This is a genomic window from Thiomicrolovo sp. ZZH C-3 (assembly GCF_054862725.1).
Genome location: NZ_JBTKXX010000001.1, coordinates 1,312,369 through 1,332,896 on the forward strand (window position 1 = coordinate 1,312,369; position 20,528 = coordinate 1,332,896).

Sequence of the window (20,528 nt, forward strand, 5' to 3'; positions counted from 1 at the left end):
TCTGAGCCTGGCGTTTGCCGCGGACAGCGCGCCATACAAACCCCTCGGCACCTGGAAGCCGCTGACGGCGCAGGAGGAGGCGGTCATCGTCCACAAAGCCACGGAGCGCCCCTACAGCGGTGCGCTGCTCCACAACAAGGCCAAGGGGACCTACGTCTGCAAACGCTGCGGGTCCAAACTCTACCGCTCCGAGGACAAGTTCGATTCGCACTGCGGCTGGCCTTCCTTTGACGACGAGATCCCCGGCGCCGTGAAGCGCGTTCCCGACGTAGACGGCTACCGCACGGAGATCATTTGCGCCAACTGCGGCGCGCACCTGGGCCACGTCTTCAGCGGCGAGCACCTGACACAGAAGAACCTCCGCCACTGCGTCAACTCCATCTCCATGGAGTTCATCCCCGATGAGAAGGTCGCCTACTTTGCCGGCGGCTGTTTCTGGGGTGTGGAGTACTATATGGAGAAGATTTCCGGCGTCAAGTCAGTCGTTTCCGGCTTTATGGGAGGGACAAAGAAAGATCCCGGCTATTACGATGTCGTCAAAGGCAATACGGGACACCTGGAGACCGTCGCCGTCACCTATGACCCTTCAAAGGTCGACTACGAAACCCTCGCCAAAACCTTCTTCGAGATCCACGACCCTACCCAGGAGGGGCGGCAGGGGCCCGATGTCGGCGCCCAGTACCAAAGCGCCGTCTTCTATAACGATGCCGCCGAAAAAGCAGCGGTACAGAAGCTCATCGACCGCCTGCGCAAGAACGGCTATGACGTCAAGACGAAACTGATCGAAGCAACACCGTTTTACAAAGCGGAGGATTACCACCAGGATTATTACGAGCGCCACCGGAAGCAGCCTTACTGCCACGGCTTCGTCGACCGCTTCAAAGAGAAGGACTAGCGGACGTTGAGGAAGTAACGCAGGCTCGCGTCGCTGAAGACCTTGCTTTGGGCAAGGTAGGAGGAGGCGCTCTCAAAGACCCGTTTGAAGTCACCGCTCTGGGTACTCTGTTCCGCGATGACCTGCGTCAATGCTTTCTTGGCGGCCTCGGTCACGGCGTCGGGGAAACGCATCAGCTTGACACCGTTCGCTTCGAGCGACGCCATCGCTTCGGCGTTCTTCGCCTGGAATTCAAAGGTCATCGTACTGTTGAGCTCGCTGACGGCACACTCGATGATCGCTTGCTGTTCGCCCGAGAGGCGCTCCCATGTATGCTTGCTGAAGGTCATCTCCAGGATGGAACCCGGTTCGTGCCACCCCGAGTAGTAGTAGGGCGCGACTTTGTAGAAGCCCATCTTCATATCGAGGTAGGGGCCGACCCATTCCGTCGCATCGATGACGCCGCGCTCCAGGGAAGTGTAGATCTCCCCGGCGGGCAGCAGCACAGGGTTGACGCCGAGCTTCGACATCACTTCGCCTCCCAGCCCCGGGATACGCATTTTCAGGCCGTTCATATCCTCCAGGGTCTCGATGGGCTTACGGAACCAGCCGCCCATCTGGATGTTGGTATTGCCGCCGGCGAAGGGGTGGAGGTTGTAGCGGCCGTAGAGTTCCCGCCACAGCTCCATGCCGCCGCCGTAGAGGATCCAGCCGTTAAGCTCCTCCGCCGTCATCCCGAAGGGAAAACCGCTGAAGAGGGAGAAGGCCGCGTTTTTGCCTTTCCAGTAGTAGGGGCCAGAGTGGAACCCGTCGATCTGACCGCTGCTGGCAGCGTCAAAGACGGCGAGGGCGGGGACGAGGGTGTTTTTGGGAAAGAGCTTGATACGCAGCTGCCCGCCGCTGATCTGCGCGACACGCTCGGCAAAGCGGTCGACGCCGGTGCCCATGATGGGAAAATGCGCCGGCCAGCTCGTCGCGATTTTGAGCTCCGTCTTCTTGCCGCGGTTAACGTTGACGCTTTTGCCCGCCGTGTCGTCGTGCTTGGGATGCTTGCTGTAGTCGATCGCCACCCGGTTACTGTCGTTGCAGCCATCAAGCAGCACCGCCGACGATGTCGCCGCAGCAGCAGTCAGAAAAGTACGTCTGTCCATCTATAATCTCCTATATAGTTCCTCAACTATTTTGATATAACGGCACCCGAGCAAAACAAGGGTACCGCTCGCGTAGCGATGTTTCCTCGAAAGCCCGGATACCTACGCTAACGCTGAGTTCGCTTCGGCAGCGTGCCCAGCGACTTCGCCTTTATCCCCTGAAGATTGATGTTCCGTTACGCTGCTGCCGATGTAGCGTAGCGGAATTTCGCAGCACAGCGAGGACAAAGCAGCAGTGTGCTTCAGTGCCATAGCGGCCAGCGTAGGCAAAGGGGCTTTTGCTCCTTTGCCGTTCCAATCAGTAAAACGCCGCAATAATGGCATAACAGATAAAGAAAAAGAGGTGTGACGTCCCCTCGAAATAGTTCGTATAGCCGTCGTCCGTCGTTTTCCATGCCAGTACAATGGTCAGAATCAGCGCCCCGACCTGCAGGGTGTTGAAGTCCAGGGTCAGCGGGTGTGCCGTCGTATAGGAGAGCGCGAGCAGGATCGGTACCGTCAGCATGATCGACACCGTCGAGGCCCCCATCGCGATATTGATGACGCGCTGGATCTGGTCGTTGCGGGCCGCCGTCACCGCCGTCATGATCTCCGGGGCAACGGAGATGATCGCGATGATGAGACCCGCCAGCCCGACGGGGAAGTCGAACCGCTGAACCAGGGCCATCCCTTCGTTGGCGAAGATCTCCGCGACGATACCGATCAACGCGATCAGGGCGAAGATGATGACAAAGTTACCGGCCGTCGAGAGCCGCTCGAAAGCGTCGGGCTGATCCTCTTCCGTCTCTTCCCCCTCGGCCAGTCGGCGCTTGTAGCGGAAGATACGGCTGCGCGCCGTCGCTTTGAAGAAGTGCGAATGGGTCTTCGTCTGGAAAATAAAGATGACAATGTAGAAACAGAAGAGCACGAGCCCGATAATATTGCTGGCCAGGATCAGGTCATGGTGGGACTGGGCCGTAAAGTGCATGATGCTCGGAACAAGCAGGGCGGAGGTGGCGACCAGCAGGATCGTCGTATAGGTGCTGGAGGTGTCGACGTTATGCTCCTGCTCCTTGAACGCCAGTCCGCCGATAAAGACCGCCAGGCCCAGCAGGACGTTCATGTCGACGATGACGGCGGAGATGATCCCCCCTTTGACCGTGTCAAGCGCCCGGGGGTCGTTCTGCGAGGTCATGAGGACCATATAGAGCAGGATAATCTCGACGATGACGGCACTGAAGGTCAGGACGAAGGAGCCGTAGGGCTCTTCGAGGCGGTCGGCAAGCACTTCGGCCACTTCGGCGACGGTCATGGAGAGCAGGGCGATAGAGACGGCGGAGAGCGTCGTGGCGAGATAGGCGTTATGATAGTGGTGGAAAATGAATGCGATCACACCGAGTACGATACCGTAGACGGCGACTTTATTTTGAGAGAGTCCTTCCTTTAGCGTCAGGGGACTCGATGAGGGGTCTGCGTTCAACGCAATTGCTCCTAGAAGAGGGTTGGTGTTTCAGTCTTGGTATGCACGGTCTCAAGCAGACGTTTGTCCTGACCGCCGATCAATGCAAAATGAAACGGAACCGTTTTTAATAGCTGCATTATAGCTTCTTGGTTCTCATATAGCAAGAATGCATCATGCTGCCCGGACGCTTCGGCGGAGTCTTTGGGCATCAGGTAGATAATCTTAGCCCATCTGGCTTCGTTGCGGATAAAATCCACCTCCTGCAGCAGCAAGGAGAGGTCCGGTTCAAAGATCAGCACTTTGCCGCCCTGACCGAAGGTCTTGGGGCGCAGATCGTCGCCGACGAACACGGGTACGAAGTGGGCGCTCCCCTGCATGCCGCCGACGGTGAACGACAGTCCGTGCGTTTTAGCGAACTGGTAAAGATGGCCGAGGTAGGGAAGGAAGAAGGGGGAGAGCTGCATCCGTTCATAGTAGACGTCGTCAAGCACGAACGATGTCTCAAAGAGGGTCTGCTCCGCAATATCGATGGGAACGTTGCCTGTTTTGGGCAGCGGCAGCACCTGCACGAAGAGGTCCTCACAGCGTTTGTCTTCGGGAACGAAGACCCAGCTTGCTTCGGGCAGCTCCCACAGGTCGTAAAAACTTGAACGGATGGTCCCCCGCCAGACGTAACAGCGCGGATCTTTGAGCATCTGGGCCGCGACGGCCAGGGTCACCTGGTCGCAGCCGTAGACGTGCAGCGACTTCTCCAGCAGACGGAAACGCAACAGCCGCAGCAGCGTGAACTCGACCGAGTCGACTTTGAGCCAGGCGATCTCCGGGTCGGTGACCGTACACGTTTCTTCGTAAAGGACGGCATAGGCACCGTTGGCAACGGCCTGGGGGATATCCGCCTTGTCAAAGGCGATGAAGAGGTCCCCCCGTCTCACTTTATGGACATCGAGGACAATGGCGTCGACAAGCGTCACGGCCGGGTCGGACATCATCTCCGCCCCGGTCAATGAGAGGAGGTTCTGCAGCCTCATCCGACGGAGCTGCCTGCCTTTCTCGGCGCTTCGGGGCGCATCAGCGAGAGCCCTTCGTCATCCTTGGCCGCCAGCAGCATCCCCTCCGAGACCATGCCCATCAGCTTGGCCGGCTTCAGGTTAGCAACGACGCACACCTGTGTACCGACAAGACTCTGGGCTTCGTAATATTCGCGGATACCGGCGACGACCTGGCGCGGTGTCTCCTCGCCGACGTCGACCTGGAGCTTGAGCAGTTTTTTGCTCTTGGGCACCTCTTCGGCTTCGACGATGGTGCCGATCTTGAGCTGGGTCTCGAAGAACTGGTCGATGGTGATCAGGTTGTCCGCCTCGGCCGGCTCTGCCGCTTTCGCTTTTTTCGGTGCCTCTTCCTCTTTCGCGTTGGGCTGTGCCGCCGGGGCCTGGTCCATCAGCGGGGCCTCGATGCGCGGGAAGAGGGGCGGAACCTTCTTGATCGTAAAGGTCGGCAGCAGTTTGCCGCCTTTGACCAGGTCGTTATACGCATTGGTGTCGATGGCAAACCCGAGCGCATCCGCGATCGTCGCCGTCGTTTTCGGCATGAAAGGGTGCAGCAGGACGGAAGCCTTGGCGAGGATATTGGCCACCAGTGCCACCAGCGCCAGCGCCTCCTCTTTTTTGCCCTCTTTCATCTTGACCCACGGCGCATGCGCCTCGATGGCCTTGTTCCCGATCGTAAAGAGCTTCCAGAGCTCTTCGAGGAAACGGTGCGTCTGGACTTCGTCCAGGAAGCGCTCGACACTGCCGAGCACGGCGTCGACCTCTTCCATCTCCGCTTTGTGGTAGGTCATGACATCACTGCTGTCGATGACGAAATCGGAGTACTTTCCGCTCATCCCGATAATACGGTTAAGCAGGTTCCCAAGATCGTTGCTGAGATCGGAGTTGATCCGGTCGATCAGGGCGCGCTGGGAGAAGTCGCCGTCCTGCCCGAAGGGGACTTCGCGCATCATGAAGTAGCGCAGGTTCTCCAGGCCGTAGACGTCGGCGACCTCTTTGGGGCTGACGACGTTGCCCTTGGACTTGCTCATCTTTTCGCCGTCGCGGGTCCACCAGCCGTGGGCACCGATGTGCTTGGGCAGCGGCAGGTCCAGGCTCATGAGGAAGGCTGGCCAGTAGATGGCGTGGAAACGGAGGATATCCTTACCCACCAGCTGCATCTGCGCCGGCCAGAAGTCCATCTTCGCCTCGTCGCGGCCGTAACCGAGCGCCGTGATATAGTTGAGCAGGGCATCAAGCCAGACATACATAACATGCTTGCTGTCCCCGACGGATTCGGGCAGCGGCACACCCCAGGTGAAGCTCGTACGGGTCACGGAGAGGTCATTCAGACCGCCCTTGACGAAGTTGATCACCTCGTTGCGGCGGGATTTCGGCAGGATAAAGTCCTGGTGCGCTTCGTAATAATCAAGCAGCTTCTGCTCATAGGCAGAGAGTTTGAAGAAGTAGCTCTCCTCTTTGACGATGCTGGTCGAGCGGCCGCAGTCCGGGCAGAACTCCCCGTCGATGAGCTGGGTCTCGGGAAAGAAGGTCTCGCAGCTGACGCAGTAGTGCCCTTCGTAGTTCCCCTTGTAGATGTCCCCCTTGGCGTACATCTTCTCGAATGCCTTCTGAACGCCGGTCATATGGTCCTTGTCCGTCGTCCGGATGAACTGGTCGTAACTGATGCCGAATTCATCCCAGAGGTTGCGGAAGCTGGCGCTGATCTCGTCGGCGAACTGCTGGGTCGGTTTTTCGAACTTCTTCGCCGACTCCTCGATCTTCTGCCCGTGTTCGTCGGTCCCGGTGAGGAAGTAGACATCCTCGCCGATCAGACGGTGGTAACGGGCCAGCGCATCCGCAATAAAGGTCGTATAGGCGTGGCCGATGTGCGCCTCGCCGTTGACGTAGTAGATAGGGGTGGTGACGTAATAGCTCATACTCTCTAATATCCTTGTTAAAATTCGAATCCGCCGGTTTCGCCCTTGGACATGCTGTCATAGACGGCGGCGACGTAGCTTTTGCGCACGTCGCATCCCAGGTAGTGCTCACAGACGCTGCAGCTCTTGACGCCGTGCTCGGCCTGGCACGCCTGCAGCTTCTCGATCATGGCATCGAGCTGCAGTTCGAAACGGTCTTTTTCCGCGTCACTCTGCGCCATAGGCCTCTTTTACCTTGCCGATTTCGTATTTGGAACCGAAGAAGCAGGCGGTCGTTTCATGCGGATCACTGCAGGGAAGGTCCATCAGGCGGTTCCCTTTTTCATCCACCGCGGCGCCGCCGGCCATTTCGTAGACGAAGGCAAAGGGGAAGACCTCGAAGAGCTTGCGCAGTTTGCCGTCGGGTTTGTCCGTCGTGCCCGGGTAGCTGAAGAGTCCGCCCCCTTTGAGCAGGATCTGGTGCAGGTCCGGGACCATGCCGCCGGAGTAGCGCAGGCGGTAGCCTTCGGCGAAGAGGCCGTCGATGAGCTGCTTGTGGTGGGAAGGCCAGTGCTGCTGGGTGCCGCCCGGGGCGTTGAGTTTGCCCTTTTCGCCGATCGTGATCTGCTCAAGCTCTTTGAAACGGCCGTGGCGCCAGGTGTAGTGGCGGACATTGTTCTTGTAGGCCGTCACCATCTCGGTACGCGGTCCGTAAACGACGTAGACGGAGGCGATCATCTTCTGTGCGCTCCACTCACCGTCGTAGATGCCGAAAATGGAACCGACGCTCAGGTCGACGTCGATCAGGCTGGAGCCGTCGAGGGGGTCGTAGGCGATGCAGAGCTGACCGTCAGGGTGCAGGATCTCCTCCTCTTCTTTCTCCTCGCTGGCGATCGCCTTGACGAGGGGAATACGGGAGAACTCCTCGGCGATGATCAGGTCACTCTGGATATCGAGCTTGAGCTGAATGTCTCCGGACTGGTTGGAGTGGGCCGAATAGTCGGTATCTTCGTTGGTGATCGCTTCGTGAATACGGTGTGCGGCACGTTCAATGGCTTCAAAGACGGGGGCGAGGGTCTGCATGGTTATATCTCCTTGGCATGGGTGAGGATCCACTCGACGACGGCATCGGGGTCGTTGAGATCGAGGACGGCGACCTTGTCGGGAAGGTCATAGTCGTCAAGTGTGACGCTGTCGTCGACGGCGAGGGCATTCATATAGGGAAAATAGGCTTCGTCGATGCGGTCGCGGAAAATACTGATCCGCGGCAGCGGGAGGGTTTTGAGCCCCTCGACAAGCAGGATGTCAAAATGGCCGAAGAGGGTGATCAGTTCGTCGAGCTCATGGTGGCGGTGGGAGAAGAGGGTGGTACGGCTGGGCGAGGTCACGATCACCTCGGCACCGGTATCGGTGAACTTGTAGCTGTCCTTACCGGGGATATCGAAACGCGCCTTGTCCTTCGGGTCGTTCTTGATAATGGCGACCTCTTTGCCGTGCTCATGCATCAGGCGGGCGGCCACTTTGACGATCAATGTCGTTTTCCCGCTGTTCGAAGGGCCGGTAAAAGCGACGGCAAGACGTTTTTTCATGGTAACTGCATCCCCGGGAGCTTCTCCCTTAAAATATGGGGGATTATAGTCCAGAATGGTTGAAAATCTCTTAAGATGGGCGCAAAAGGGCTGCGGGGCGACATTCCGCTATAATGCTGAAAACCATGCTTTCCGGAGTCCCATGCGCTTTTGGCCCATCCTGTTGCTCATCCCTGTGCTCTTTTCCGCGTGCAGCAAAGAGAGCGCCTTTACCCACTTTAACAAGCTCGACAGCCGTCATGAACGGGCAGTTTCCAACCTCAAACGCGTCACCCTGACCGATGAGGCCAACCGTACGGCCGCCCTGATAAGCATCCTGCACCTCAACCCCGTCGATCCGCAGCTCTACGGCAAGCGGCCCTCATTCTTCGTCGCCCTTTTCGACCGCGGCGGACGGACGCTGGAGGAGTACAACGTCACCCTCAACGGCAAAAGCCCCGTCGGGCTGGCCCAGCTCGACGAGAACTGCTCCCTGCGGGAGCTGATGCCGCTGAACAACCCGTGGAACCGCTACTATCAGCTGCTCTTCCGTCCGACCAAAGAGGCGAACCTCACTTTGTCTTTCGGAACCGGTCCGTCTTTGAAGGGTGAAGTAACGTTTCACACAGATCAATAAGCGAGACTGGCTCGCCCAGGATCTTCTTGTAGACCACGTAGTTGGTCAAAACCTTCTTCCCGTACTCCCGCGTCTCCGTCGTCCGCATCAGCTCCATGCTCAAGAAGGGCTCATAGGGGCCGGGGTTGAACATGTCGTTAAGCAGGTAGCGTTTGGTAAAGCCGATGCCACCGTTGTAGGCGTAGGCGATGAAGAGGGGGTGGTAGACCCGGTACTGCAGCCACGCGATATGGGGCTTGGCGTAGAGCAGGTTGATATGGGGATCGAACATGTCAAAGAGGGTTTCGCGTCCGCAATCGACCTGGCCGTCCATCGCGCGACACAGAAAGGGCATCATCTGCATCAGTCCCAGGGCGTAGGAGTGCGACAGCGCCGCGGGGATGAACCGGCTCTCCTGGCGCATCAGTGCGTAGATGATCGCCTTGGTGTCCGTGTCGACATCCGCCAGCTCCGCGTCGTAGGGCATAACATACCCCTGCAGCCGGTAGCGCGACGCCTTTTCGATAATGAAGGATTGGAGCGGTACAAGGTTTTTAGCGTCGTAGCGTTTGGCCAGGGCGTAAAGCTCGTTTGCCGGCGTCGCCTTGATCGTGTCAAGCAGATCGTTCCAGACAAAGGGGTCGGAGAGGTTCAGGTCCGAAACGCTGTCCGCGGTCTGCAGCTGCGAGTAGTAGTTTTCCGGGAAGCTCCCGGTTTTCTCCATCGCGTAGAGGGAGTAAAAGTTGATATCCCAGCTCTGCGCCAACAGTTTCCACATCAGGTCATTCTTCTCCGAAGCCAGGGCCTGCCAGAAGAGCGCCTTGTCCTTGTCGCTCTGGTAGTAGGCCTTGTCGCCTGAGAGCTGGAAGAGTTCGATCGCCCGGGATTTTTTGCCGCGCAGCAGCTGGTTCAGCCCCAGGTAAAAGAGCCCGCGCGGATCAAGTCCCTCGACAGCATCGACCTTGGTCAGGGCCCATCCAAACTTCGAGAGCTTGTCGTCGTTGATCGTGCTCATAACCGCTGATGTGAAACCGGGCGCCTTCGCCAGCAGCTGCATGTAGTCGTAATCGGGGATGAAATTGAACTGCTTCCGGCGGGAATTGCCGTAGCTGCCGTTGAAGACACGCAGAAACAGTGCGGGGGAGTAGCGTTTGTAATGCTGCTGCAGGTCCGGATCATCCAGGACCTCGGCCGCCGCAGTGAGGGAGGCGTCACCCACCAGGGCGACAACGCGTTCCCGCGCTTTTGGATGCATCGCCGAGAGCTTCCCGACGGAGACCGCCAGTTTGGCGCAGCCCGCATCCTTGCTTTTGATCAGGTCGTTGACCCCCATCTTCATACATTTGACGGTATAGGCGACTTCGGGGCGGTCACTCTTTTCGGCATAGGCGAAAAACATCCGTCTGCTGACGTTGCGGATCAGGTAAAACGCCTCGTCGGCCTGTTCGGAGGTGATATTCTGGTCGAAATACTGCCAGATCATAAAGTTGCGGGCATTGGAAGGGGGCTTGGAGCTGATCTGCTCCAGGGTGATGTCGGCGCCGAGCGGCAGCACGCCGAGCAGCAGCGTTGCGAGGGCGGCCCGCAGACGCATTGTTAGAGCGCACCTGCCAACGCGTAGACCAGGCGGACGAAGATGACGTCGATGACCTGCAGTCCGATAATAATGATGAGCGGGGCCAGGTCGATACCGTTAAAGACGGTCGGGACGTAGCGGCGCAGCAGGCTATATGCCGGTTCGGTCAGGCGGTACAGCACCTGCACGATGGGGTTGGTCGGGTCGGGGCGCACCCAGGTGAGCAGGGCGGCGATGATGACGACCCAGATGTAGACGTTGATGAGGGTGTGGACGATGCCGCCGAGACCGGAGACGATACTGCCGAGCGTACTCATTTGACGATCTCCCCGAGGTAGGATCTGATCTCCGTATAGACGTCGGCCAGTTCCGGACCGTGTTCGGCGCCGGTCAACAGCAGGCGCAGGGATTTGAAGAGCTGTTTGCCCTTGATACCCGTCGTGTCGACGACATGCTGCTTCAGGTCGTCAAACGCTTCGAAGTAGGGCGCCGCTTTGATGGCAGCGCGGATCGCCTCGGCACTCTCGGCGAACTCATCCGGGATCTCTTTCGGGGCAAAGACCGCTGAAACCTTTGCCTTGAGCTCCTTCGTCGTGCTGGCCTCTTCCAGGTAGAGTTTGGCCAGCCTGCCGATGGAGTCGTCGGCAAACCCGACATAGCGCGAGAGCTCTTTGTCCTCCATGCGGCGGAGATGTTCGCGGTTGATATGGCGCAGTTTGTCGATGCTGAACCGCGCCGGGGCACGGGAGATGTTTTTAAGATCGAACCAGTCCACCGCCTCGGCCATCGTAAAGACCTCTTCAGGCGTCTTGTTACCGATAAGAATGAGGTAGTTGGCGATCGCTTCGGGCAGGAACCCCTCTTCGAGCATCCATTTGACGCTGGAAGCGTTATCGCGTTTGCTCATCTTTTTGCCCTCGTCGTTGAGGATGATGGGCAGGTGGGCGTATTCGACCTTCTTGTCATACCCCAGAGCATCGCGGATCGCGATCTGCTTGGAGGTGTTTGAGAAGTGGTCCTCGCCGCGGATGACCAGGGAGATGTCGCCGAGCATATCGTCGATGGCGCAGGCGAAGTTGTAGGTTGGGTACTTTTCCGCGCGCAGGATGATGAAGCTGTCGATATCCACCGGGTCGAACGTCGCCGAACCCTTGATGATATCCTCGACCGTGATCGGTGCATCGGGGCGCTTCAGGCGGACCGTAAACGGGTTCTCGTTGTCGATCGTCGCTTCGGGCGGGAGATGCGTACAGGCGTCGTCATAGCGGAAGGGCTTTTTCTGCTCCTTGGCCAGTTCGCGCTTGCGGTCAAGCTCTTCAGGGGTACAGAAACAGTTGAATGCCTTCTTCTCCTGCAGCAGCTGGATCGCCATGGCGCGGTGAAAACGCAGGTTGTTGCTCTGGTAGATAACGTCGCTGTATTCGATGCCGAAAAGGGCCAGGATCTGCAGGATCTCCTTGTCCTTCCCTTCAATGTTCCGCTCTTTGTCCGTATCTTCGATCCGGATGATGAGGGGTTCATTACGCTGGCGGGAGAGGAGGGCGTTGAAAAGGGCAACGCGCAGGTTCCCGATGTGCATATCTCCTGTAGGGCTTGGGGCAAAACGCAGCATGAAACGTTCCTGATTTTTTTGTGAAATATTAACAAAACAAGCTTAATGGCGGAGGCACCTATCACATTTAACTGTATTATGCCCCGTCATACTCCCCGGGTATTAGCCGCCCGCCATGTAAAATGGGGTAGACTGTCGCTATGAAAGCACTATTGATTGACCCCGACACCCAATCCGTTTCCGTCCAGGATTTCGACGGACAGCCCCACAGCCTCTACACCCTTTTCGGTTCCCTGCTTGTCGACGGCAACGCCCTGCTGAACGATCATATGGTCTACAGCGGCGGCGAAGCGTTCGAAAAAGGGCACAAAGGTTTTTTACTCGGTGAGAAACTGCTCTTCGGCAAAACGCTGGTCGTCGGCATGGCCGATATCGAAGAGGTCGATGCGACCATCGATACGGAGACACTGCAGCAGCTTGTCCGCTACGATCTGCCGGCGTTCTACCGTTCGGTGATCTCCCTGCTGCCCCCGGATTTTGCCTTTGACCAGGCGTATGCACTCGAAGGGATGGAGGGGGCAACCGCCGAGTGGGTCCTCTACGCCTTCAGCCTCGCCGACGAAGCGACGCAGGCCTATTTTCTTGACGAACTGAAAAAGACGGTCTCGGGAGAAGAGGGTGTACATCCCTACCTCGAGAAAATGGGCAATCTCGCCCTCCGTTCGATGCAGTAGAGAGCGTGACCCGGTTCACGACGGGACGGCGGCCCAGAAAGGGGTAGAAAACTACTCGCGGCGTTGCCGCTCTTCTTCCTTGTACCGCCAGTTATTGTATTGAATGGTTCCAACCCCTAAAAAAACGGCAAAAAGTGCGATAACTCCTAGAATAATTTCTCCCGGTGTCATGTGGATTGTCCTCTGAATTCATATTGTGTTGTATTGAGAACAATCTACTCCATCCGGAATAAAAAGCAGCTTCTTTTGGCAATGGAAAGTCCAGGCATAAAAATAAACAAAGAATTGCAAGAAAGTAAAAAAGTGAGATAGGAAGTGGTGACCCCACGGAGACTCGAACTCCGGTAACCAGAATGAAAATCTGGGATCCTAACCGCTAGACGATGGGGCCTTCTGTGTAACAACAATTTTGTTGAGCCGAAATTATATTTCCGGGTCGCTTAACAATCTCTTAAATACCGCAAAGTTGCGGCATTTAGATGGAATTACATATAGAATTCGCGGAGGGCGCGGATAATGACGGCATTTTTAGAGATGCTCTCCGCTTTGGCGTTGTCGTTGACAAGGTCATACAGGTCAAGGGGCAGGGAGATGGAGAAGGTTTTCGTTTCAACCTTTTTCTTGCGTTTGACCATGTTGGTGACATTTTGAAGGAGCTCGATGATCTTTTTCGTATCGATCGGCTTCTGGATGAAGCTGTTGACACCGATCTCGATCGTCTCGGAGATCTTCTGGATATCGTTGCTTGCAGAGATGACAACGACCATCTGCTGCGGGTTCATCTCACGGATCTTGCGTGCAAGCTCGATCCCGTCCATTTCCGGCATGATAATGTCAACAAAGACGATATCCGGTTTTTTCTCTTTGAAAAGCTCCAGGGCTTCTTTACCATTGAATGCGGATGTGACATCCTTAAAGAAGTTCTTGAACGTTGAGCTGAGCAGTTCGTTTGCAACTGCTTCGTCTTCAACGACCATCGCACTCATCTTTTTCGTCTCTTCGGTCAGCTGAACCAGGTCAACATTTTTCATTTCTGTTTCCTCATGATGATTTCTGTCTGTATTTTACACTGTTATCAGCAAACAACGTTAACAGAATTAAAATTGTTTACTCGTGATATTACGTTGCAAAATTATAGTAACAATTAAATTACACAAACTTAAATTTATGGGAAAAATCAATATTTTTTAAATTGCTCGAGCCATTCGAGGTTGGATTCGACCGTTTTTTCCTTCTGTTCGAGGAGGGAGGCGATGATGGATTTGAGGGTCTGCTCGTCCATAAATGCGAGCATATCCGGGTTGATATGGGTCGTGCCGCCGTACCCATTAAGCAGTTTTTCGATGTCGTTGATCAGTTCCTGTTTCGTACTCACTAAGATAAACTCCTTGTTTCCGGTCCGATGTAGCGCTGACGCGGACGGGCGATCTTTTTTTCCGCATCGGCATGGAATTCTAACCACTGTGCCAACCATCCGACCGTTCTGCCTATCACAAAGATAATCGTAAACATCTCTTTGGGGATTTTGAGCGCCGTCAGGATAAGCCCCGAATAGAAGTCGATGTTGGGATAGAGCTTGCGGGAAATAAAATAGTCGTCGCTGAGGGCGACCGCTTCGATCTTTTCGGCAATCTGGAGCAGTTCGCTGTCGACATCAAGCTCGTCTTTCATTTCGTCAAGCAGTTTCTTCAGGATCCTGGCACGGGGATCGAAGTTCTTGTAGACACGGTGACCGAATCCCATCAGTCTGAAATCGTCATTGGGGTCCTTCGTACGGGCGATGAACTCATCCACACGGTCGACGGAACCGATGTATTCGAGCTGTGCGATAACCGATTCGTTCGCCCCGCCGTGGGCCCGTCCCCACAGGGCATTGATACCCGCCGTGATCGCGGCATAGGGGTGCGCCCCGGTCGATGCAACGGAACGGACCACCGTCGTCGAGGCGTTCTGCTCATGGTCGGCATGGAGGGTAAAGATCGTATCAAGCGCACGCACCTGCACCTCCGGGATCTTCAGATTCTGCCCGGGGTAGGCGTGGATCATGTAGAGAAAGTTTTCGGTAAAGGAGCGCTCAAGGTCGGGATAGATAAAAGGGATCCCCAGGGAGCGCCGGTAGGCGAAGGCCGCCAGGGTAGGGACCTTGGCCAGCAGCCGGCGGCGCATCACCTGCAGGTCCTCTTCATTGCGCATCATGATGTGTTCCGAATAGAAGGTCGAAAGCGCCGATACGGCGGACGAGAGCATCGCCATGGGATGGGCATTGTCCGGGAAAGAGTAAAAGAGGTTCTTCAACCCTTCATGCACGTACGCCCTTTTGCGGAATTCGTAATCGTATGCCGCAAGCTCTTCCGGGGAGGGGAGTTCACCGTTGAGCAGAAGATAGCACACCTCCAGGTAGCTTTTCTCCATCGCCAGCTCTTCAATCGGGTAACCGCGGTAACGCAGTTCGCCCTTCGCCCCATCTATATAGGTAATCGTAGAGCTGCAGCTGGCCGTCGACGTAAAACCGGGATCGTAGGTAAACATACCCGTCTGTTTGAAAAGGTCCCGAATATCGATCACATCCTGACCCATGGTAGGGTGCATGATGCTGAATTCGTAGGTGTTCCCGTTTCGATTGTCTGTTAAAGTCACCGTAGCCATCGCGTGCTCCTTGCTAAAGTATTTTTCCAAAGGATACCTGAAAACAAGCGCAAAGCGCCATTATCGGAAGATCTTTTGCTTTCCCGTTCAGGGTGCGTTGAGCCGATGCGGCTTTGTGCACGGTGCGTACACATTATAGGGGTATCATACTTCCAGAAGGAGCAGTCATGGACGATCATCCTGCTACGATACAAAGACGCCGATTCCTCCAGGGCATGGCGGTTTCCACCGTCCTGGCCCGAACGCTCTTGTCCGCTGGGGAAGGGGGGAGTGCACCCGCTCCGGTCAACCGCCGGGAGAGCCTCATGCTTGAAGGAACGGAGTTTTTCCTGACACTTGAACGCACCGTTGTCAACGTCAGCGGCTCCGCTGTGCTGGCGACAACGGTCAACGGCATGCTCCCCGGGCCGACGCTCAAATGGCGCGAGGGCGATACCGTGACGATCCATGTTACGAACAACCTCCCGGTGTCGAGCTCCATCCATTGGCACGGTATCATCCTCCCCTTTCAAATGGATGGTGTCCCCGACATCAGCTTCAAGGGTATTGCCCCCGGAGAGACGTTCACGTACCGTTTTGCCGTGCGCCAGAGCGGAACGTTCTGGTACCACTCGCATACCGGTTTTCAGGAGCAGAGCGGCGTTCACGGCACGCTTGTCATCGTCCCGAAGGACGAAGACCCCGTCGTCAGCGACCGCGACTACGTTGTCTCGCTGTTTGACTGGAGCGACGAAAAACCCGAAACGATCTACCGGAAACTCAAGCTGTACAGTGACTATTACAACTTCAACCAGCGCACCGCGGGCGATTTCATAAGCGAAATGAGGACCGAAGGGTTTTGGGATGCATTGCAGCACCGCGCGATGTGGAACCGGATGCGCATGAGCGACAGGGACCTGTCGGATGTCACAGGCTATACCTATACCTATCTGCTCAACGGATTCACGGACGCGGAGGATTGGCATGCGCTTTTTGAAACCGGCGAAAAGATACGGCTGCGTTTTGTCAACCAGTCAGCGATGACGATCTTCGATGTCCGCATCCCCGGCCTGAAGATGACGGTCGTCGCGGCGGACGGCAACCCGGTGAAGCCCGTGGAAGTCGATGAATTCCGCATCGCCGTCGCGGAGACCTACGATGTGATCGTAACGCCCGAAGAGCGGGCCTACTGCATCTTTGCGCAGAGCATCGAACGCTCGGGATATGCCGCAGCGACCCTTGCCCCCAAAGCGAAGATGCATGCCGCGCGGCCGTCGATAGATCCTCCCCAGCCCCTGACGATGGCCGATATGGGTATGGGCGGCATGACCGGGGAGGGTGGTACCGATACGGGCGCCATGAAGTGTGGTGGAGGCATGCAGATGCCGAAGGAGGAGAAGCGCAGCTGGCCGATCACCCCGCTTCCGATGCGGCGGGGCGTCGGGACGACGATGCAAGCGGCCAACCCGCGCTACCGGCTGGACGATCCGGGCGTAGGGCTGCGGGAGAACGGCAGAAGGGTGCTGACCTACGCCGATCTGCGCAACTATTACTCCACCGCCGACGCCCCGCCGCCCGACCGGGAGATCGTGCTGCACCTGACGGGCAACATGGAACGGTATATGTGGTCGATCAACGGCATCAGGTATGCCGACGCGGCCCCGCTGACGTTTCATTTCGGCGAACGGCTCCGCATCACCTTCGTCAACGACACGATGATGATCCACCCAATGCATCTGCACGGCATGTGGAGCGACGTGGAGACGGGCGACGAGGCCCGCCTGGTGCGCAAACATACGGTGCTGGTGCAGCCCGGCAGCAAAATCAGCTACCGGGTGACCGTCGATGCCGAAGGGGCCTGGGCCTATCACTGCCACATGCTCTACCATATGCCCGGAATGTTCCGAAAAGTGGAGGTGGTCTTATGAGAGCGATGCCATATGCCGCGGCGCTGTTGCTTGCCGCTTCCCTTTTCGCGGAAATGAACGACGATCCCCTGCGCGCGACGCTGCTTGCCGACCGCCTGGAAACGGCTTCGGGGAAGTGGAACAGGTGGGAGCGTCTGGTGTGGGACGTTTCCGCTTACGCCGGCTACGATCTTGACAAAGCCTATTTCTACAGCGAGGGGAGTGAAGAGCCCGGCGAGAGCGAAAGCCAGAACGAGCTGCTCTACAGCCGCGCCGTAGCACCGTTTTGGGATATACAGATCGGCGCGGAAGCAGATACCGCCGACGGAAAAAGCGTTGGCTGGGGAGTAGTGGCCCTACAGGGGCTTGTCCCGTACTATTTTGAAACACGTCTGCGGCTGATGGTCAACGACCAGGCCGTGGCGCTCAATGCCGAAGCAGAATACGAGATGCTGCTGACGCAGCGTTTGGTATTGACGCCACGCATCGAACTGCAAGCCTACAGCAGTGACGTCGAAGAGCTGAGAGCAGGGGCCGGTCTCTCCTCGATCGAAACGGGACTAAGGCTGCGCTACGAGTTTATACGGGAATTCGCACCCTATGTCGGCATTTCATATGCTGCGACAATCGGCAACACAAGAAAATACGCACCTATAGACGAGATGCAGGCGGTCGCCGGTATACGCTTCTGGTTCTAAGAGCGGGGCGCGGAGTGAACAGAAGTGCCTATTTGTAATATTGAATATTATCTAGTTAACATAATGTATATTCTCTTGAAAATATTTTTTACAATCTATCTGCCCTATCTCCTAAGAGCCATGAAGACATAAGACATTATTTAATATAAAATATTTTATTAAATAATATGGCAATGGTGCCCCACAAAAAGCTAGTTTCGCAGGGACGGTTTGGGCACCGGGTGCACTGCCGGACGTGTGATCAATCCGTCCAGGATCAGCAGTTTCGGCACCCATCGGCTTTTAAACGCGGATCTGCCCCCCGGGAGCGTTATGACGTCTTCAAAAGCCTCCAGCGCCTCTCTACGGATACTGCCGCTCTGCTCAAGGGCTTGTGCCATCTGAGTCGCACTGAGGCCGTAGATCATCTTGATTCCGCGCTTATGCATGTTCTGCGCAATCGCCAACAGCACAGCATCTTCGTTTAACGCTATGGCAAAGAAACCTAGATTGCCGATACGGTCTATCTGTACCACCTTCCTGGCTTCAAAAATAAGATCAAGCGAGCGCTTGAGATCATAGTGGTAACGATAAGGCGGCTGGGTGACGGCCAGTTCGTACACGACATGCCGTCCGCCCTGCACTGCATACAGCGTCCGTCTGATCGTCAGGTTCTGCATACCGATACGATCTTCGGTTACCTTTTCCGTTGTGACCACCAGGCGATCCTGGCCAATTTCCAGCCCCAGAAGCCCATCACTCTTTTCTATAATAGAGGGCGAGCTGCAGCCGGCAATAATAGTGGTCATGATGCTAAGAAAGAGCTGTTTCATTCTCACTCCATATTTAAATATATCAAACCCTTAAAAATGCGCTTGAATCCTCGGATCATTATAGCGGAAGCACCCTTGCCTGCCGTCAGTACAAATGAACATATGTTAATTTAACCATGCCAACAAAAGAACATTTGTTCACTTTGATTTAAGAATAAATTAACGGATGTTCATATACACTTTCCAAATGATGAACAATCGTTAATAAGGAGACTGAAATGCCCGAAAACAGGGAGTTTAAAAAGGGTGGCGACACGAAGAAGCTGATCGAGGAAGCGGCGATGGATCTCTTCGCCGAGTATGGCTATAAAGGCGCATCGGTACGTAAAATCGCTGCAAAAGTCGGGATAAGGGAGAGTGCGCTTTATAACCATTATGCCAATAAAGAGGCGATCTTTCTTGCCGTGGCCGGCAGGGTTTTCGCCTCCCCTTTTGCCCATCAGAAAACGGAGGAGTTCGTCCAGCAGAATGCCAAAAAAGGGAAGTCGTTTTTGCATAAATTCATGACCGAATTCAAGCTGATGACCTTCGATAAAAAATACGAAAAACTCTTCCGTTTCATGCTCATTGAACTGATGCAGAACGACGTACTTCGCAGCGGTTTCAGACAGGAGTTTCATGACGCGAACGTTAAACTGCTTTCGTCGGGTTTTTTCATTATGATGCAGGAGGGGCTCATCCGTTCCAACGACCCTATGACGCTTGCCAACGCCTTCCTGGGACAACTCTTTTACCTCCGTCTCCAGGTGAGCCTCTTGAAGGCTGACGGGGCGTCCACGACTGCCCTTTCAACGGCATTTGAAAAGCAGCTCGACCTCTTCTGGTCTTCGATCAGTGAATAAGGGTATATGGGGATGATGTAGGGGGAAAGAGGTACAACGGTAAGCCGGGTTCTGTTGATGCGATAATTTATCTACTGCACCCGTTACCGGGTGCCTCCAGCGAAACAAAAGCAGTGTAAGACGCTTACCATCTGTTTCTTGCTGCCAGGCTGGGTTTACATAGCTTCCGCCATTGCTGGCGGAACTGGTAGGCTCTTACCCTACCGTTTCACCCTTACCGCTTACGCGGCGGTCTGCTCTCTGTTGCACTGTCCCTCGACTTGCGCCGGCCATCCGTTAGATGGAGCCCTGTCTTACGGCAGCCCGGACTTTCCTCTTGAAAATCAAGCTATCGCGCGTTGTACCGGTGATATTATAGCATATGAGAACGGATCGGCGTATATAACATATTATATAATATCACATCGGCTTCCGGCTTTTCAATTATCCACCCTGTTCTTTGTCCCCTGTACTATGCAGTGAGGATGGATGGCAAATTGGCATCGTCGGGGCGATGCTTGTGCCGCCCGCTTACAGACAGCGGCGCCCTCTTCTCTTTCCAGGGATCAACGGCTATATAATATATTATATAATATTAGATATGAGGTCAAAAAAAAGCGGCGCGGAGCCGCCCTTCTCCTTACGCTGCGAGCGTAACGCCGGACTCGATAGCGTACTTGACGCCGAGTTCCCACGCTTTGAGGTTCGCTTCGTGTACTTTTTTCGGTACTTTGGAGAGCATAACCTCTTGCAGGGACTCCGGATTGAGAACGCTTGTGATCTGGTTGGCAATCGCCATCGCGACGACGGACTGCGTAATCACGTTTCCGACCTCTTCTTTTGCGATCGTAATAATGGGGATCTCAACGATCTTCCATGTTTGACGGTCTTCTTCTGTCGGGTGAACGAGGTTCGGGTCGACAACGATAACGCCGCCCGGCTTTACACCTTTCTTGAAAGACTGATAGCTGACGTCCGCAACGGAAAGCATGAAGTCGATCTCGCCTTCGTTCGCGTACGGGTAGCGGATCTCTTCATCGTCAAGCGTAATGTCAACAACGGTCGGTCCGCCGCGGACCTGGGACGTATAGGTCGCTGTCTTCAGACCAAAACCACCGTCTTTGATCTTACAGGCCGCCATGATCTCGCCGGCGAGGAGAACCCCCTGCCCGCCTACACCGGTAAAGCGCAATGTATGTCTCATTTCAT

General features: G+C 55.8%; 21 protein-coding genes, 1 tRNA gene and 1 other RNA gene. 6 read left to right on the forward strand and 17 right to left on the reverse strand.

From position 1 onward, the window contains the following. Window positions 1–7: 7 nt before the first annotated feature. Entirely contained in the window at window positions 8–895 is an 888-nt protein-coding gene (locus tag ACXWTF_RS06745) for a bifunctional methionine sulfoxide reductase B/A protein (RefSeq protein WP_461714577.1), read from the forward strand. Here the strand turns inward: ACXWTF_RS06745 and ACXWTF_RS06750 are convergent. The 7 genes from ACXWTF_RS06750 to mobB form a co-directional block, all read right to left on the reverse strand. After that, complete coding sequence (locus ACXWTF_RS06750; RefSeq protein ID WP_461714240.1) at window positions 892–2,025, reverse strand: TRAP transporter substrate-binding protein; 1,134 nt, start codon at window positions 2,023–2,025, stop codon at window positions 892–894. The two genes, ACXWTF_RS06745 and ACXWTF_RS06750, sit on opposite strands and share 4 nt — an antisense overlap. A 298-nt stretch (window positions 2,026–2,323) precedes the next feature. Beyond that, complete coding sequence (locus tag ACXWTF_RS06755; protein ID WP_461714241.1) at window positions 2,324–3,397, reverse strand: calcium:cation antiporter; 1,074 nt, start codon at window positions 3,395–3,397, stop codon at window positions 2,324–2,326. Window positions 3,398–3,495: 98 nt separating this feature from the next. Further along, complete coding sequence (locus ACXWTF_RS06760; protein ID WP_461714242.1) at window positions 3,496–4,494, reverse strand: hypothetical protein; 999 nt, start codon at window positions 4,492–4,494, stop codon at window positions 3,496–3,498. Further along, window positions 4,491–6,431, reverse strand: coding sequence for a methionine--tRNA ligase (gene metG, locus ACXWTF_RS06765; protein WP_461714243.1), 1,941 nt, complete (start codon window positions 6,429–6,431; stop codon window positions 4,491–4,493). The genes ACXWTF_RS06760 and metG overlap by 4 nt, the downstream gene beginning before the upstream one ends. A gap of 17 nt (window positions 6,432–6,448) precedes the next feature. Beyond that, on the reverse strand, window positions 6,449–6,652 hold the full coding sequence (locus ACXWTF_RS06770) for a hypothetical protein (RefSeq protein ID WP_416768171.1): 204 nt from the start codon (window positions 6,650–6,652) through the stop codon (window positions 6,449–6,451). Next, on the reverse strand, window positions 6,639–7,493 hold the full coding sequence (locus tag ACXWTF_RS06775; RefSeq protein ID WP_461714244.1) for a class 1 fructose-bisphosphatase: 855 nt from the start codon (window positions 7,491–7,493) through the stop codon (window positions 6,639–6,641). Before ACXWTF_RS06775 ends, ACXWTF_RS06770 begins: the two co-directional genes overlap by 14 nt. Before the next feature lie 2 nt (window positions 7,494–7,495). Beyond that, window positions 7,496–7,999 carry a molybdopterin-guanine dinucleotide biosynthesis protein B gene (gene mobB / locus ACXWTF_RS06780; protein WP_461714245.1) on the reverse strand — a complete coding sequence of 168 codons (504 nt, stop codon included), beginning with the start codon at window positions 7,997–7,999 and terminating at the stop codon, window positions 7,496–7,498. 142 nt (window positions 8,000–8,141) lie between these two features. Here mobB and ACXWTF_RS06785 point away from each other — a divergent pair, with 142 nt between their 5' ends. Next, window positions 8,142–8,615, forward strand: a complete 474-nt coding sequence (locus ACXWTF_RS06785; protein ID WP_461714246.1) for a hypothetical protein — start codon at window positions 8,142–8,144, stop codon at window positions 8,613–8,615. Here ACXWTF_RS06785 and ACXWTF_RS06790 read toward each other — a convergent pair. The 3 genes from ACXWTF_RS06790 to gltX are packed head-to-tail and all read right to left on the reverse strand — an operon-like array spanning window position 8,551 to window position 11,782. Further along, the gene (locus tag ACXWTF_RS06790; protein WP_461714247.1) at window positions 8,551–10,188 is read right to left on the reverse strand and encodes a transglycosylase SLT domain-containing protein; all 1,638 of its coding nucleotides are present in this window, start codon (window positions 10,186–10,188) and stop codon (window positions 8,551–8,553) included. The genes ACXWTF_RS06785 and ACXWTF_RS06790 overlap by 65 nt on opposite strands. A 2-nt stretch (window positions 10,189–10,190) precedes the next feature. Then, window positions 10,191–10,487 carry a YggT family protein gene (locus tag ACXWTF_RS06795; RefSeq protein WP_461714248.1) on the reverse strand — a complete coding sequence of 99 codons (297 nt, stop codon included), beginning with the start codon at window positions 10,485–10,487 and terminating at the stop codon, window positions 10,191–10,193. Further along, entirely contained in the window at window positions 10,484–11,782 is a 1,299-nt protein-coding gene (gltX, locus tag ACXWTF_RS06800; RefSeq protein ID WP_461714249.1) for a glutamate--tRNA ligase, read from the reverse strand. Before gltX ends, ACXWTF_RS06795 begins: the two co-directional genes overlap by 4 nt. A gap of 140 nt (window positions 11,783–11,922) precedes the next feature. Here gltX and ACXWTF_RS06805 point away from each other — a divergent pair, with 140 nt between their 5' ends. Beyond that, window positions 11,923–12,456: a hypothetical protein gene (locus ACXWTF_RS06805; RefSeq protein WP_461714250.1), complete on the forward strand. Its 534-nt coding sequence runs from the start codon at window positions 11,923–11,925 to the stop codon at window positions 12,454–12,456. A 316-nt stretch (window positions 12,457–12,772) separates the two neighbouring features. Here the strand turns inward: ACXWTF_RS06805 and ACXWTF_RS06810 are convergent. The 4 genes from ACXWTF_RS06810 to ACXWTF_RS06825 form a co-directional block, all read right to left on the reverse strand. Continuing rightward, window positions 12,773–12,847: transfer RNA gene (locus tag ACXWTF_RS06810), tRNA-Glu, on the reverse strand. Between the two features lie 94 nt (window positions 12,848–12,941). Further along, window positions 12,942–13,487, reverse strand: coding sequence for a response regulator transcription factor (locus ACXWTF_RS06815; RefSeq protein WP_231018057.1), 546 nt, complete (start codon window positions 13,485–13,487; stop codon window positions 12,942–12,944). A gap of 146 nt (window positions 13,488–13,633) precedes the next feature. Beyond that, window positions 13,634–13,831, reverse strand: a complete 198-nt coding sequence (locus ACXWTF_RS06820) for a hypothetical protein (RefSeq protein WP_461714251.1) — start codon at window positions 13,829–13,831, stop codon at window positions 13,634–13,636. After that, a complete protein-coding gene (locus ACXWTF_RS06825; protein ID WP_461714252.1) occupies window positions 13,831–15,102 on the reverse strand; it encodes a citrate synthase in 1,272 nt (423 codons plus the stop codon). Before ACXWTF_RS06825 ends, ACXWTF_RS06820 begins: the two co-directional genes overlap by 1 nt. 167 nt (window positions 15,103–15,269) lie before the next feature. Here ACXWTF_RS06825 and ACXWTF_RS06830 point away from each other — a divergent pair, with 167 nt between their 5' ends. Both ACXWTF_RS06830 and ACXWTF_RS06835 read left to right on the forward strand, forming a co-directional pair. Continuing rightward, window positions 15,270–17,009, forward strand: a complete 1,740-nt coding sequence (locus tag ACXWTF_RS06830; protein ID WP_461714253.1) for a copper resistance system multicopper oxidase — start codon at window positions 15,270–15,272, stop codon at window positions 17,007–17,009. Next, entirely contained in the window at window positions 17,006–17,686 is a 681-nt protein-coding gene (locus tag ACXWTF_RS06835) for a copper resistance protein B (protein ID WP_461714254.1), read from the forward strand. Before ACXWTF_RS06830 ends, ACXWTF_RS06835 begins: the two co-directional genes overlap by 4 nt. A gap of 191 nt (window positions 17,687–17,877) precedes the next feature. Here ACXWTF_RS06835 and ACXWTF_RS06840 read toward each other — a convergent pair whose 3' ends face one another. Then, window positions 17,878–18,498: a hypothetical protein gene (locus tag ACXWTF_RS06840; RefSeq protein WP_461714255.1), complete on the reverse strand. Its 621-nt coding sequence runs from the start codon at window positions 18,496–18,498 to the stop codon at window positions 17,878–17,880. 218 nt (window positions 18,499–18,716) lie between these two features. Here ACXWTF_RS06840 and ACXWTF_RS06845 point away from each other — a divergent pair, with 218 nt between their 5' ends. Beyond that, window positions 18,717–19,340 carry a TetR/AcrR family transcriptional regulator gene (locus ACXWTF_RS06845; RefSeq protein ID WP_461714256.1) on the forward strand — a complete coding sequence of 208 codons (624 nt, stop codon included), beginning with the start codon at window positions 18,717–18,719 and terminating at the stop codon, window positions 19,338–19,340. 24 nt (window positions 19,341–19,364) lie between these two features. Here ACXWTF_RS06845 and rnpB read toward each other — a convergent pair. Together rnpB and ACXWTF_RS06855 are read right to left on the reverse strand one after the other, a co-directional pair. Further along, window positions 19,365–19,687: RNase P RNA component class A (rnpB, locus tag ACXWTF_RS06850), an RNA gene on the reverse strand. 272 nt (window positions 19,688–19,959) lie between these two features. Further along, window positions 19,960–20,523 (reverse strand): 2-oxoacid:acceptor oxidoreductase family protein, encoded by a 564-nt coding sequence (locus ACXWTF_RS06855; protein ID WP_461714257.1) that lies wholly within the window; start codon window positions 20,521–20,523, stop codon window positions 19,960–19,962. Between the last annotated feature and the right edge of the window lie 5 nt (window positions 20,524–20,528).